Source organism: Telluria sp. ZT3P25 (genome assembly GCF_059685895.1).
On record NZ_JCASIJ010000001.1, the window covers coordinates 2,651,594 to 2,665,346 of the forward strand.

The 13,753-nt window shown below is 62.5% G+C and carries 16 protein-coding genes; 4 read left to right on the forward strand and 12 right to left on the reverse strand.

From position 1 onward, the window contains the following. Nucleotides 1–126: 126 nt before the first annotated feature. The 4 genes from AC56LY_RS11760 (at nucleotide 127) to panC (ending at nucleotide 3,502) form a co-directional block, all read left to right on the forward strand. On the forward strand, nucleotides 127–1,443 hold the full coding sequence (locus AC56LY_RS11760; RefSeq protein ID WP_499579536.1) for an enoyl ACP reductase FabMG family protein: 1,317 nt from the start codon (nucleotides 127–129) through the stop codon (nucleotides 1,441–1,443). A gap of 101 nt (nucleotides 1,444–1,544) precedes the next feature. Then, nucleotides 1,545–1,754: a DUF3460 family protein gene (locus AC56LY_RS11765; RefSeq protein WP_183558098.1), complete on the forward strand. Its 210-nt coding sequence runs from the start codon at nucleotides 1,545–1,547 to the stop codon at nucleotides 1,752–1,754. Nucleotides 1,755–1,768: 14 nt separating this feature from the next. Further along, on the forward strand, nucleotides 1,769–2,635 hold the full coding sequence (locus AC56LY_RS11770) for a segregation and condensation protein A (protein ID WP_499579540.1): 867 nt from the start codon (nucleotides 1,769–1,771) through the stop codon (nucleotides 2,633–2,635). A gap of 27 nt (nucleotides 2,636–2,662) precedes the next feature. Next, nucleotides 2,663–3,502 carry a pantoate--beta-alanine ligase gene (panC, locus tag AC56LY_RS11775; RefSeq protein ID WP_499579544.1) on the forward strand — a complete coding sequence of 280 codons (840 nt, stop codon included), beginning with the start codon at nucleotides 2,663–2,665 and terminating at the stop codon, nucleotides 3,500–3,502. Nucleotides 3,503–3,525: 23 nt separating this feature from the next. On the opposite strand, the gene AC56LY_RS11780 is transcribed toward panC, so the two are convergent. From AC56LY_RS11780 to motB, 12 genes are all read right to left on the reverse strand, one after another. Further along, nucleotides 3,526–3,912, reverse strand: coding sequence for a response regulator (locus AC56LY_RS11780; RefSeq protein ID WP_499579546.1), 387 nt, complete (start codon nucleotides 3,910–3,912; stop codon nucleotides 3,526–3,528). A 67-nt stretch (nucleotides 3,913–3,979) separates the two neighbouring features. Then, nucleotides 3,980–5,194, reverse strand: a complete 1,215-nt coding sequence (locus AC56LY_RS11785; protein ID WP_499579549.1) for an EAL and HDOD domain-containing protein — start codon at nucleotides 5,192–5,194, stop codon at nucleotides 3,980–3,982. Nucleotides 5,195–5,226: 32 nt separating this feature from the next. Next, complete coding sequence (locus AC56LY_RS11790) at nucleotides 5,227–5,877, reverse strand: protein phosphatase CheZ (RefSeq protein ID WP_499579552.1); 651 nt, start codon at nucleotides 5,875–5,877, stop codon at nucleotides 5,227–5,229. Between the two features lies 1 nt (nucleotide 5,878). Further along, nucleotides 5,879–6,277, reverse strand: coding sequence for a chemotaxis response regulator CheY (gene cheY / locus AC56LY_RS11795; protein ID WP_005666673.1), 399 nt, complete (start codon nucleotides 6,275–6,277; stop codon nucleotides 5,879–5,881). Nucleotides 6,278–6,406: 129 nt separating this feature from the next. Next, nucleotides 6,407–7,471, reverse strand: coding sequence for a protein-glutamate methylesterase/protein-glutamine glutaminase (locus tag AC56LY_RS11800; RefSeq protein WP_183558080.1), 1,065 nt, complete (start codon nucleotides 7,469–7,471; stop codon nucleotides 6,407–6,409). A gap of 17 nt (nucleotides 7,472–7,488) precedes the next feature. Continuing rightward, on the reverse strand, nucleotides 7,489–8,085 hold the full coding sequence (cheD, locus tag AC56LY_RS11805; protein ID WP_183558077.1) for a chemoreceptor glutamine deamidase CheD: 597 nt from the start codon (nucleotides 8,083–8,085) through the stop codon (nucleotides 7,489–7,491). Between the two features lie 15 nt (nucleotides 8,086–8,100). Further along, nucleotides 8,101–8,955, reverse strand: coding sequence for a CheR family methyltransferase (locus AC56LY_RS11810; protein WP_499579557.1), 855 nt, complete (start codon nucleotides 8,953–8,955; stop codon nucleotides 8,101–8,103). An 81-nt stretch (nucleotides 8,956–9,036) separates the two neighbouring features. Next, on the reverse strand, nucleotides 9,037–9,540 hold the full coding sequence (locus tag AC56LY_RS11815; protein WP_183558070.1) for a chemotaxis protein CheW: 504 nt from the start codon (nucleotides 9,538–9,540) through the stop codon (nucleotides 9,037–9,039). Between the two features lie 31 nt (nucleotides 9,541–9,571). Then, a complete protein-coding gene (gene cheA, locus AC56LY_RS11820) occupies nucleotides 9,572–11,731 on the reverse strand; it encodes a chemotaxis protein CheA (RefSeq protein ID WP_499579560.1) in 2,160 nt (719 codons plus the stop codon). A 41-nt stretch (nucleotides 11,732–11,772) separates the two neighbouring features. Continuing rightward, complete coding sequence (locus AC56LY_RS11825; RefSeq protein WP_332531146.1) at nucleotides 11,773–12,138, reverse strand: response regulator; 366 nt, start codon at nucleotides 12,136–12,138, stop codon at nucleotides 11,773–11,775. 79 nt (nucleotides 12,139–12,217) lie between these two features. After that, entirely contained in the window at nucleotides 12,218–12,766 is a 549-nt protein-coding gene (locus tag AC56LY_RS11830) for a chemotaxis protein (protein ID WP_499579564.1), read from the reverse strand. 37 nt (nucleotides 12,767–12,803) lie between these two features. After that, on the reverse strand, nucleotides 12,804–13,736 hold the full coding sequence (motB, locus tag AC56LY_RS11835; protein ID WP_499579568.1) for a flagellar motor protein MotB: 933 nt from the start codon (nucleotides 13,734–13,736) through the stop codon (nucleotides 12,804–12,806). Between the last annotated feature and the right edge of the window lie 17 nt (nucleotides 13,737–13,753).

The following is a 13,753-nucleotide window of genomic DNA, read 5'->3' on the forward strand; positions in this document are numbered from 1 at the left end:
TGTGGCCGCCAGCCAGCCGCCGGACGGCCCCGTACGCCATTTCCGGGGCCAGTACCGGGTGTACAATGCCATGTTTAAACTATGACAAGACGCCCTACAAACTCTTTTGATAGGTAGCCAAGAACCATGACCGATTTGACTCCCCTGCGCCATATTCCGACCGCCAACGTGTTCCGCAAAGGCGACGTGTTCGTCCTGTTCGGTGAACTGTTCGGCCGCGGCTACGTGAATGGCCTGATCGACGAAGCGCGCGCTGCCGGCATGACGATCGTCGGCATCACCGTGGGCCGCCGTGACGAGACCGGCGCGCTGCGTCCGCTGGACGCGGCCGAACTGGCTGAAGCCGAAGAAAAACTGGGCGGCCGCATCATCAATGTGCCGCTGATGGCGGGCTTCGACATGGATGCACCGGAGGGCGAAAAGAACCCGACCGAGATGCTGTCCGGGATCACGCTTAAAACCTGGCAGGAAGAAACGCTGGATTGGGAACACATCGAGCGTTGCCGCGAAGCCGGCGTGCGCCGCTTCACGACCTCGGCCGCTCAGGTCATGCAGGAGATCGACAAGCTGGTGCCACAGGGCGCGAATGTGTTCTTCGCCCACACGATGGCAGGCGGCATCCCGAAGATCAAGGCCTTCCTGGCCATTGCCAATCGCATCTACAAAGGCCGTGGCGAGCGCTTCATGTCCTCGCGCGCCCTGCTCGAGAGCGATCTGGGCAAGTTGATCCTGATGAACTTCGACGAAGTCTCGGCCAACACGCTCAAGTACCTGATCGACGCCTCGGCCAGCATCCGCGACCGCGTCACGCAAGGCGGCGGCGAAGTGCGCTACACGGCCTATGGTTACCACGGCACCGAGATTTTGATCGGCGGCGAGTACCACTGGCAGACCTACACCAACTACACGCAGGGCTACGCCAAGATGCGCCTGGAGTCGGTGGCCGAAGCAGCGTGGAAGAGCGGCATCACCGCCACCGTGTTCAACTGCCCGGAGATCCGCACGAATTCGTCGGACATCTTCGTCGGCGTCGAACTGTCACTGTTCCCGCTCCTGGTCGCGCTCAAGCGCGAAGGCGGCGGCGCCTGGGCCGACGAGCAATGGCGCATCTGCGAAGAACTGCTGGGTGAAGGCACGTCGCTGCAGCAGCTGCTCGATACCATCGAGGGCTACAACAACGACGCCACCAGCGCCGAGTTCCGCAATTTCGAGGCCTGGCCGATGGACAACACGCCGGCCCTGGCCGATGTGATGATCGGCACCTCGGAAGCCATCACGGCACTGCACAAGGACAAGAAAGCGCTGATCACCGATCACCTGTCCAGCCTCGTGCTGGAAGGCGCCGGCCCGCTGATGTTCCATGGCGCGTCGGAAAAGATCGCGCCGGTGCTGTGGCTGAACCACGACATCATCGCACGCCAGTTGAACGCACTGCACAAGTAAGCGCAACATCGTCATACTTGACGACACCTGGGGGGACGCAAGAATCTGCCCCGCCCCAGGTGTCATCAAGCCGCTGTTCCATTGCACCCACGAAGCCAATCATGATCTTCTCGAAAAAACACGTGAACTACGAATCCGAGCACACCAAGTTCATCTCGGAACTGAAGAAACAGCATCCCGAGATGGATGCAGGCCAGGTGGCCGGTCGCGCGCTGCTGTGGGACAAAGCCCCCGTCTCGCTCGACGAACAGGCACGCACTGAAGAGTCGCGCCTGCGTCAGCGCGCCTATCCGTACCAGAACAAGGTCTGAGGACGGTCGCGCGCATGATGCCCGAAGGGGCGGCTGACGGGCACGAGGTGCATCCTCAGCCCGTCCAGCCCGCCAACGACACACCGCATCCTGCGCCGGTCGACGCCACCCTGGCACGCCTGTACGGCGAACCGCTCACGCGCTTGCCGAACGACCTGTACATCCCGCCCGACGCGCTCGAGATCTTTCTTGACGCCTTTGAAGGACCGCTCGATCTGCTGCTGTACCTGATCCGGCGGCAAAACTTCAATATCCTCGATATTCCGATGGCGCAGGTCACCCTGCAATACCTCGTCTATGTCGAGCAGATCCGCAAGAGCAATCTCGAGCTGGCCGCGGAGTACCTGTTGATGGCGGCAATGCTGATCGAAATCAAGTCGCGCATGCTGCTGCCCAAACGCCAGGACGAATTGATCGAGGATGCGGGCGACCCGCGCGCCGAACTGGTGCGCCGTTTGCTGGACTATGAGCAGATCAAGACCGCTGCTGTCGCGCTGGGCAATGTGCCGCAAGAAGGCCGTGATTTTGTCCGGCCCGAGCTGTTCGTGGAACAGGGCCTGGTCCAGCCGCTGCCGGATGTCGATCCCTGGGACTTGCAGCGCGCGTGGCTCGATGTACTGCGCCGCGCCAAGCTGACCCAGCATCACCGGATCGGGCGCCAGGAACTGTCGGTACGCGAGCACATGTCGGCCATCCTGCGCACGCTGCAGTCGCAGCGCTTCGTAGAATTCGGCGACCTGTTTGCGGGCCAGCACACGGTGCCGATCGTCGTCGTCCACTTCGTGGCCATGCTCGAACTTGCCAAAGAAACCTTGATTGAAATTACCCAGGCCGAACCGTTCGCACCGATTTACGTGCGCCTGGCCTATTCACCGGCTTGAAGCCGGCCTTTCCTGAACCGATCCAACATGAAAATCATCTCTTCCATTGACGAGCTGCGCGACCAGCTCAGCGGCCAGCTGCGCACGGCGTTCGTGCCGACGATGGGCAATCTGCACGAAGGCCACCTGTCGCTGATGCGCCTGGCGCGCCGCCACGGCGACCCGGTGGTTGCCTCGATCTTCGTCAACCGCCTGCAATTCGGCCCCAACGAAGACTTCGACAAGTACCCGCGCACGTTCCACGAAGACGTGGCCAAGCTGGAAAAAGAAGGCGTCTACGTGCTGTTTGCGCCGACCGAGAAAGACCTGTACCCGGAGCCGCAAGAGTACCGTGTGCGCCCGCCCGATGGCCTGGGCAGCACGCTGGAAGGCGAATTCCGTCCCGGCTTCTTTGAAGGTGTCTGCACGGTCGTCACCAAGCTGTTCTCATGCGTGCAGCCGCGCGTGGCCGTGTTCGGCAAGAAGGATTATCAGCAGCTGATGATCGTGCGGAACATGGCGCGCCAGTTCGCAATGCCAACCCAGATCATCGGCGCCGAAACCTACCGCGCCGAAGATGGTCTGGCGCTGTCGTCGCGCAATGGCTATCTGTCGGAGACCGAGCGGGCTGAAGCGCCGGTGCTGTACCAGAACCTGAATGCAGTGGCTGACAGCGTGCGTGGCGGCGAGCGGGATATTGCGCAAGTCGAAGCGCGCGCGATGGCGGCGCTGGCCGAGCGCGGCTGGAAGCCCGACTACATCTCGGTGCGCAAGCGCGGCGACCTGCAGGCGCCGGACGCGGCCGACCTGACCAATGGCGAACCGCTGGTCGTGCTTGCCGCAGCCAAGCTGGGCAACACGCGCCTGATCGACAATCTGGAAATCTGATCGTTCGGGCCGCCCCGCGTGCCTCAGCCCGCCGGGCAGCCCTGGCGCACCAGCGCTGCCCGTAACTCGCGCTTGAAACCGGTGTAATCGACGGCTTTCTGCACATAGTCGTCGACACCGAGTGCTTCGGCACGGGCGCGGTCGGCCGCGAGGCCAGACCCAGACACGATGATGACGGGCATCGCGGCCAGGGCCTCGGCGCGCAGGCGCGCCAGCAGCTCGAAGCCGTCGACCTGTGGCATCTTGATATCGAGGAGTAACAGATCGATGTGCTGCTGGCGGATGATCTCATACGCTTGTGCGCCATCGCTTGCCACGACCAGCTGATGGTCGAACGCGAACTCTTGCAGGGCCAGCTGCGTCAGCATGACATCGATGCCCAGGTCGTCGACCAGCAGAATATTTTTCATCCGACATGCTAGCAGAGCCGCCAAACGGACGCCGCCACGTATGCACAGGCGGCGGCAGGTCGGCGCCCTATCCGTCCAGCCCCACGCTTTGCGCCCACGCCAGCGCGGACAGATGCGCTTCGTTGACGTCGGCCGGGCTCAGGGAAACCGCTGCCGCCAGCGACGCTACCAGGTTCGAATTGAGCTCGCAGGCTTCGGCCAGCGCGAGATACGGCCCGTAACTGCCTTCGCGTTTCGTCAATGCCTTGACGACTTCGTCGGGCAATTGAATTGCATCGAGCACTTCCTGCATGGACAGGCCCAGCAGGCGGTCGAGCAGCGAGAACATGCCGGCCACGAACAGGTGTTCGGCCGCGCCCCGGCCCAGGGTCTTTTGCCCCAGCAATTCGGCCAGGCGGCCGCGCACGACGGCCGTTTCCATCAGCACCGGCGAATAGCCGCTGGCGCTGGCCGTGGCCAGCAACAGCACCAGCCAGCGGTACAACGGCGCGTAGCCGAGCAGCGAGATGGCCTGACGCAGCGATTGCACTTCGCGCCCTGCACCAAAGCCGGCGGTATTGATGTAGCGCAGCAGCTTGTAGGTCAGTGCCGGATCGCGTTTGAGCACGCTTTCGAGGCGCCCCACGTCGTCATTGGCCTGCACCATCTGCATCAGTTGCAGGATGATTTGCTGGCTCGGGTTCATGCCCTTGACGGGATTACCCGGCCGGGGCGTCAGGTGCAGCTTGCCGACAAAGGCATCCAGGCCAAGTGCGGCGCAGGCATCGAAATCGGCCCATGTGCCCACCGGCCGCCCAACCATGCGCAGCGCCGAATGCTTGGCGCTGGCGTAGGTCCGGGCCTGGTCGGCCACGTCGCTACCCGTAAAACGCACCTCGACATACGAGGCATACGGCGCCAGGTTGCGCCCCAGCAGAGTAAGGTCGCAGCCACGGATGGCCACGCCCACGCCACCGGCGCGCACCGCCTGCACGGCCGAGCGCACGTCGACGTCGGTCAACTGGCGGATATCGAAGGCGAGGACCGTGTGTTCCGGTGGCAGCGCATGGAGCGCATCGGTCGACAGCATGGCCGGCACGGCGTCCAGGAACAGGATCTTGTCGCGCAGCAGCCAACCCTGGTCGACATGGTTGACGTGCTCGGCAACGAAGCCGACCAGGCCTTCGAGATCGAGGCCGGTCGGGATACGGCCATCGTGCTGTTGCCACGACAGCTCGTAACCGAGAACGCGCTGCCGGGGATCGAGCAGCGGTTCACGGACAATGAAGTTGGTGCGATGCATGGAGGCGCCGTTTTAAATTGCTCGGCGCAAGCTCAGAACCCGAGACTGTCGAGCAGGTCGTCGACCTGCCCCTGGTTTGCCACGACCTCAGTGCCAATCGGCTTGATTTGTGGACCGTTCATCAGGCCATTGTCCAGTTCGCGCTTGATCTCGCTTGGTGCGAAATCGATCAGGACCTGGACCAGCTGCTTTTCAAGATTCTGCGCAATACCCGTGATGCGGCCGATGACCTGGCCGGTGAGGTCCTGGAAATCCTGCGCCATCATGATGCTCATCAGTTCGCCGCGGGTGGCAACCGCCCCCGCACGTGACTCGTCCAGGCCGGCAATCGTGCGCTGCGCCAGCGCGCGCCATTGGGCATCCGTTGTCTCAGATGCAGGCGCATCCAGAAGCGCCTGCCAACCGGCCTTGAGGTCGGTCGAACGCGTTTCGATGGCATCCTGCAGCGGGCCGGCTGCGTCAGTTGCGTCCAGCACCTTCTTGGCAGCCTGTTCGGACAGCTGCGCCACGTAATCGAGCCGGTCGCGCGCATCGGGGATGTCGCTCGCGGCTTTCTCGATCAACTTGTCGAGACCCAGGCCGCGCAGATTCTCGTGCAGCGCACGGGTCATATGACCGACCCGGCTCAGCACCTCATCGTGCGAGGACGCGCCTGCAACAGGCGCGGTGTTCTGCTCAACCATTTCAGGCTCCGGCTTTGTCCAGTTTCTCGAAAATCTTGTTCAGCTTTTCGTCCAGCGTCGCAGCCGTGAATGGCTTGACGACGTAGCCGCTGGCGCCTGCCTGTGCTGCTGCGATGATGTTTTCTTTCTTCGCTTCGGCGGTCACCATCAGCACTGGCAGCTTGGCCAGTGCCGGGTCGGCACGAATATTCTGCAGCATGGTCAAGCCGTCCATATTCGGCATATTCCAGTCCGACACGACGAAGTCGAACGATTCACTGCGCAGTTTTGCCAGCGCCATGACGCCATCTTCTGCTTCGTCGACGTTGGCATAACCCAGTTCTTTCAACAGATTCCGGACGATGCGGCGCATCGTCGAGAAATCGTCAACAACCAGAAAACGCATCTTTGGATCAGCCATGAATTACTCCGTTTGAATCTACTAATTTGGTTTGTTGGGTAAGCTACTTTTACAGACGCAAGAATAGCATTTTTGTTGCTCTGCGGCGATAAAATAGCCCACAAAGCATGGAAGGATGATGAATTCAGTTCAAACGCGCAACGCCCGGCTGCCTTGGGCGGCCAGATGATCGAGTACGAGGCGCGGTAAAGCCTGCAATGGACCGACTTCGTGGGCAGCGCCGATGGCAATGGCTTCACGCGGCATGCCGAACACCACACAGCTCGCTTCGTCCTGAGCGAAGTTGTGGGCACCCGCTTCCCGCATCTCGAGCATGCCCGCCGCGCCGTCCTTGCCCATCCCGGTCAGGATAACACCAACGGCGTTTTTACCGGCCGCCTGCGCAGCGGAACGAAACAACACATCGACCGATGGACGATGGCGATTGACAGGCGGACTCTGCTCGATGCGCGTCATGTAGTTGGCACCGGAGCGCACCAGCAACAGATGCGAGTGACCGGGCGCGATGTAGGCGTGGCCGGGCAGCACCCGCTCGTTGCCGGCCGACTCGACCACGCTGATCTTGCACAGCGAATCGAGGCGCTTGGCGAACGACGTGGTGAAGCCTTCCGGCATGTGCTGGGCAATCAGGATGCCCGGGCAGTCGGACGGCATCTGCATCAAAAATTCGCGGATCGCTTCGGTACCACCGGTCGAGGCGCCGATGATGATCAGTTTTTCGGACGAAATGAGTGGGCTCCTCAGCGCCGACAGCTGCGTACTGGCCACCTGGGGCGTGCGGCTGCGCGGGGCAATGCGTGCGCGCGCGGCGCCGCGGATCTTGTCAGCGATCATGTCGGCGTACTCGCGCATGCCGCTCTGGATCGATATCTTGGGCTTGGTGACGAAGTCGACCGCGCCAAGCTCGAGGGCGCGCATCGTGATTTCCGAGCCGCGCTCGGTCAGCGACGACACCATCAGCACCGGCATCGGGCGCAGACGCATCAGCTTTTCCAGAAAGTCGAGGCCATCCATCTTGGGCATCTCGACGTCGAGCGTCAGCACGTCCGGATTGTGTTTCTTGATCAGCTCGCGCGCGACAAGGGGATCGGGCGCCGTGGCGACCACTTCCATATCGGGTTGCGAATTGACGATCTCGCTCATCACGCTGCGGATCAGTGCCGAGTCGTCGACGATCAGGACCTTGATTTTCATGGTGTCTCCGTAGTTGCTCAGAACAGGTCGATCGCGCCGCCGACGGGTTCGACCTTCAGGCGTTTGGCGTAATCGAGTTCGCGCTTGGCCAGCGTGTCGTTATGGGTCTGCATCAGCTTCTTGACCAGGACCTTGCCCGTGCGCGGGAAGAAGAACACCTTGCGCGGGTAAATGTCGTTCAGGTCTTCGGCCAGCACCGGAATCCGCTCGGTCTTCAGGAACTGCATGACGAACGCGGCATTGCGCTCGCCCACGTTCATCGCGGTAAAGCCGCGCAGCACGGCGCCGCCGCCGAATACCTTGGCCTCAAGGTGTTCGCGACGCGCGCCGGCCTTGAGCAGATCGTTGATCAGGATCTCCATGGCGAAGGTGCCGTAGCGCATCGAGGCCGATACCGGATTGTTGGGTTCGGCTGCGCCGTCGGGCAGCATGAAGTGGTTCATGCCGCCCAGTCCCGTGACGCGGTCACGGATGCAGGCCGACACGCACGAACCGAGCACGGTCGAGATCAGCATGTTCTCCTTGGTGTAAAAATACTCACCGGGGAGGATCTTGGCGGCATCGATCGCGAACGTGCGATCGTGGTAGAGATTGGTAGCGAATTGGCTGTTCATGGTCGCCCTTCGTTCTTACGCCGTGCGCGCGTCGAGTTCGTACACGGTCTTGCCGCGCAGGCGCAGGGAATCGGACACGTACAAAAAGTTCTCGGAATGGCCGGCAAACAGCAGCCCGTGGCCCTTCATCAGCGGCACGAAGCGGCTCAGGATCGTGCGCTGGGTCGGCTTGTCGAAATAGATCATCACGTTGCGGCAAAAGATCGCATCGAACTGTCCATCCAGCGGCCAGCCATCGGCCAGCAGGTTGAGCGGTTTGAACGTGACGAGCGAGCGCAGCTCGGGGCGGATGCGCACCATGCCCTCATGGGCCCCCTTGCCGCGCAAGAAGAAGCGGCGCAGGCGTTCCGGCGAGACCTTCTCGATGCGCTCCATCGGGTACACGCCATTGGACGCCGTGGCCAGCACATTGGTGTCGATGTCGGTCGCGATGATCTCGACTTTCGGTGTGAGCGTGTTGAACGCTTCGCAGGCCGTCATCGCGATCGAGTACGGCTCTTCGCCGGTGGACGCGGCCGAGCACCAGATGCGCAGTGGCCGCGGATCCTTCTTGTGCAGCGCCACCAGGTGCTCGAGCAGCAGCGGGAAGTGATGCGCCTCGCGGAAGAACGACGTCAGGTTGGTGGTCAGCGCATTGGTAAACGACTCCCACTCGCGGTCCATGCGCCCTGCTTCCAGGTCGTCCAGATAGCGCGTGAACGACTGGATGCCGGTCGCGCGCAGGCGCCGGGCCAGGCGGCTGTAGACCATTTCCTGCTTGCTGTCGGCCAGGGAAATGCCGGCGCGCTGGTGAATCAGCGCGCGCACGCGTTCGAAATCACGGCGTGTGAAATCGAACTCTTTGTTGGTTTCTGTTTTCTGCTGCGGCACTGTGCGTGACTTTCTTGAATACGATGGCGGGCTCCAAGAGCCGGCCGGATTGTTGTGCTTGGTGCCGACGCAGACGGTGGCTTACGCCGCCAGCTTGTCGATCAGGCCCATTTCGCTCGACGACATCAGCTTGTCGATGTCGACCAGGATCAGCATGCGCTCGTCGACGGTGCCCAGGCCGATCATGTAGTCCGAATTGAAGGCGCTGCCCATTTCCGGAGCCGGCTTGATCTGGTCTGGCGTGAGCGTGGTGACGTCCGAGACGCTGTCGACGACCATGCCCATGATGCGGCCACCGATGTTCAGGATGATCACGACCGTGAACTGGTCGTACACCGGGGTGCCCAGCTTGAACTTGATGCGCATGTCGACCACCGGAATGATGATGCCGCGCAGGTTGATCACGCCCTTGATGAATTCAGGGGCGTTGGCAATGCGGGTCACGGCTTCGTAGCCGCGAATTTCCTGCACCTTCAGGATGTCGATGCCGTATTCTTCCGAACCCAGGGTGAAGGCAAGGAATTCGCTGCCGGCGCCGTCGTGCGCGGTGCCGTCGGTCGAGAGGGTGTTTGCCAGGTTGGACATGGTATTCCTTTGTTTGCAGTGAAAATAAAATTTATTGAACGACGGGATCGTCGGCCAGCTGGCGCGACGAGCGCACCAGCGCTGCCACGTCGAGGATCAGGGCGACACCACCGTCGCCCATGATGGTTGCGCCGGATATGCCGGCGACTTTGCGGTAATTCGCTTCCAGGTTCTTGACCACCACCTGCTGCTGTCCGACCAGTTCGTCGACGAACAGCGCGGCCTTCTTGCCCTCGGTTTCGAGGATGACGACGATGCCATCGGACGGGTCGCGGTGCACCGGTTCGATATCGAACATCTGGTACAGCGGGATCATCGGCAGGTATTCGCCGCGCACTTTCAGCACGCGCCCGCGGCCGGCGATCTCGCGCACGTCCTGTGGCGTCGGCTGCAGCGATTCGACGACGAACGACAGCGGCAGGATGTAGATCTCTTCGCCGCTACGGATCGACATGCCGTCCAGGATCGCCAGCGTCAGCGGCAGCGAAATCGAGATCGTCGTGCCGAAACCGGCTGCCGAACGGATGTCGACCGTGCCGCCCATCGCGGTGATATTGCGCTTGACCACGTCCATGCCCACGCCGCGGCCCGAGACATCGGTGACGGTATCGGCGGTCGAGAAGCCCGGCGCGAAAATCAGTTGCCAGACTTCGGCGTCGGTCATCGTGTCGGATACTGCCAGCCCGTTCTGCGCGGCCTTGGCCAGGATTTTTTCGCGGTTCAGGCCGGCGCCGTCGTCGGCCACTTCGATGACGATATGGCCGCCCTGGTGCCCGGCCGACAGGAACAGGCGCCCGGCTTCGCTCTTGCCCGCAGCAATGCGCGCCGCCGGCATTTCGACGCCATGGTCGATCGAGTTGCGCACCAGGTGCGTCAGCGGATCGACGATCCGCTCGATCAGTCCTTTATCGAGTTCGGTGGCCGCGCCATTGGTGATGAAGTCGACCTTCTTGCCGAGCTTGCCGGCCAGGTCGCGCACCATGCGCGGGAAGCGCGAAAACACGAAGTCCATCGGCATCATGCGAATCGACATCACCGCCTCTTGCAGCTCGCGCGTATTGCGGTCGAGCTGGCTGACCGACGACAGCAGGCGCTCATGCAGGATCGGATCGAGCACGGCGCTGCGCTGCTCGAGCATCGCATTGGTGATGACGAGTTCGCCGATCAGGTTGATCAGCTGGTCGACCTTCTCGACCGATACGCGGATGGACGACGATTCGTTCTTGTCGTCCTTGCGCGCAGCTTTCTTTTCCAGCGCCAGTTCGGCCAGATGCTCCACCACGTTCTGGGCCTGCGCGGCGAGCGCCACGACCGGTTCCGGCGTGCTGTCGACGATGCCGGCGGCAGCGCGGATCTGCTCGATCGGCTGGAAGAAACCGTAGCCGAGTTCGTCTTCGGACGGTTCGCCTGCGGCAGGCGCCACGTCGTCGTCCGGACCGAAGAAGCCGTAGCCCTGGTCGTCTTCGACCCGCTTGCGCTCGGCCGCTTCGATCAGCCGCTGCTCGGGCGTGAGCGCCGGCGCCTCGAAGATCTTCAGGTCATCGGGATCGAGCACGAACGAGCAGATCGCGATGATGTCGTCCAGGCTTTCCAGCGTCGTGATGATGACGGCGGTGCGCCCGCCGTCGAGCGGCGCGACCGAGATCCGGCCCATCAGGCCAAGCTCGTCGACCAGCGCATCGATGTCGCGCTGCGCTACTTGCGGCAGTTCGATCTTGTAGCGGTGCGCGCCTTCGGTGGGCAGTTCGACGCGCGCCGGCGCCGACAGATACGACGGTGCCACGACCGGCGCTACCGGCACGACGCCTTCGGCCAGGTCATGCAGTGCCATGCGCACGTTGGCGACGACTTCCTGGTCGACGTGCTTGCCATGGCGATGGCCGTCCAGCTGCATCTTGAGCGCGTCCTTGGCCGCCAAAAACGCGTCCACGTGATTCGAGGTCAGCGCCATCTCGCCCTTGCGGATACGGTCGAGCAGCGACTCGAGCACGTGCGTCACGTCGCACATGTCGGTCAGGCCAAACGTGGATGCGCCGCCCTTGACCGAATGCGCGGTGCGGAAGATCGCGTTCAGGTCCTCGGCGTCGGGCGCTGCCAGATCGACGCCCAGCAGCAGGCGTTCCATTTCGGCGAGCAGTTCTTCTGCTTCGTCGAAAAAGACCTGGTAAAACTGGCTGATGTCGATGCTCATGGGGATGTCCGCTCGTGGTTGCCTAAGCCAAAATTCATGGCTTAACCGATCACTTTTTTGACCACCTCGATCAGGCGCTGCGGATCGAACGGCTTGACCAGCCAGCCATTGGCGCCGGCAGCGCGGCCCTTCGATTTCATCTCGTCCGACGACTCGGTGGTCAGCATCAGGATCGGCGTCTTGGCGTAGCCAGGCAGCGTGCGCAGCGACTTGATCAGCGCCAGGCCATCCATCTTCGGCATGTTCTGGTCGGTCAGCACCAGGTCGACAGCCTGCAGCTTCGCCTTGTCGAGGCCATCCTGGCCGTCCACGGCTTCCACCACATGGTAGCCGGCGGCCTTCAGACTGAAAGCCACCATCTGGCGTAGTGAACTGGAATCGTCGACTGCGAGAATCGTTTTTGCCATCTTGTGCTCCTGCTGTTTTACACCGGGCGGACCCGGGTTGAATTGGTTGTTAGGTGACTACGGGGCTGCGGCGGCGCGGTCAGAACAGCTCGACGTCGCCGCTTTCCAGGTGTTTCTGTTCGACCGACCTGCGCAGCGTGCTGCGCAGTTGCAGCGACTGGATTGCCAGCGCCACACTGACCTGGCCCAGGCGGTCGACGATTTCGTCGCTGCCGGTATCCGGGGCGATCTCCGCGCCATGATCGTTCAGCGTGCCCAGAAAGTCACGCAAGCCCGACACGCGGCGCAGCGTCCGTTCGATCAGCTGCGCCGTCAGATCCTGGAACTGCATGCTCGTGATCGCCGTATTCACGTGTTCGCTGACATCGTCCGACATCGAGCCAAGCAAAGCACGATCCTCAAGCGACAGTTCGCCCCCGGCGAGCATGCGGTCGATCGCTTCCTGGCGCGCACCGACGACGGCGTGCACCGCCACAAAACTGCCGGTGAGCTTGTCGATGGCTTCTTCGAGCAGCAATTCAGTCTGGAGCAGGTCGGCTTCCACCTCGGTCAGGTGGCGCCGGCCATGCACCGACACGCCCGACAGCAGGCGTTTGACGTGCGATCCGAGTATCTTTTTTCTTGTCATCGTGTTCTCTCCAAACCTGCCCGCACGGCGTCGGTCATCACGGTTTCACCGCATTCAGTGTTGCCGTTGCTGCCGCCTCGGCGTCTTCGGCCGGCACGTCCAGCGTGGACGCATCGCGCCGCACTGCGTCTTCGGTGCGCTTGTTCATGACGATGATGCTGATGCGCCGGTTGATCGGGCTGAACGGGTCCTTGGCATCCAGGTTCGCGGCCGAGGCCAGTCCCACCACGCGCAGCACCTTGTCGTCCTGCAGGCCGCCCAGCACCATTTCGCGCCGCGAGGCGTTGGCGCGGTCGGCCGAGAGTTCCCAGTTGCTGTAACCGGCGTCGCTGTGGTACGGCGTCGAATCGGTGTGGCCCGAGATCCCCAGCTTGTTCGGCACCTCGTTGAGCACCATGCCGATGATGTGCAGGATTTCCTTCGTGTACGGCTGCAGCTCGGCTTTGGCCATCGCGAACATCGGCCGGTTCTTTTCGTCGACGATCTGGATGCGCAAGCCTTCGCTGGTGATGTCGAGCAGCAGCTGGTTCTGGTACTTCTTGAGCATCGGATTGACTTCGATGGCCGACTCGATGCGCGCCTTCAACGTCTTCAGGCGCTCGCCCTCTTCGCGCGCCAGCGCCGCCTTGGCCGCCTGCAGGTCGTAGCTCTTGTTGGCCGGCGCCGAGTCGCCGCGCTTGACCTGCCCGGCGGTGCGCGTCAGGTCTTCACCGCCGCCCTGGATCACCGACGACGAATCGCCCGAGCCCGAGCCGCCCTGCATCGCCACCTTCAGCGGGGTCTTGAAGTATTCCGAGATGCCCACCAGGTCGCCCTTGGCGGTCGAGCCCAGCAGCCACATGAGCAGGAAGAACGCCATCATCGCGGTCACGAAGTCGGCGTACGCGATTTTCCAGGCGCCGCCGTGGTGGCCGGCGGCCACCTTCTTGATGCGCTTGATGACAATGGGACGTGCGTTGTCGTCAGCCACGCTCATGCTCCCTGGTG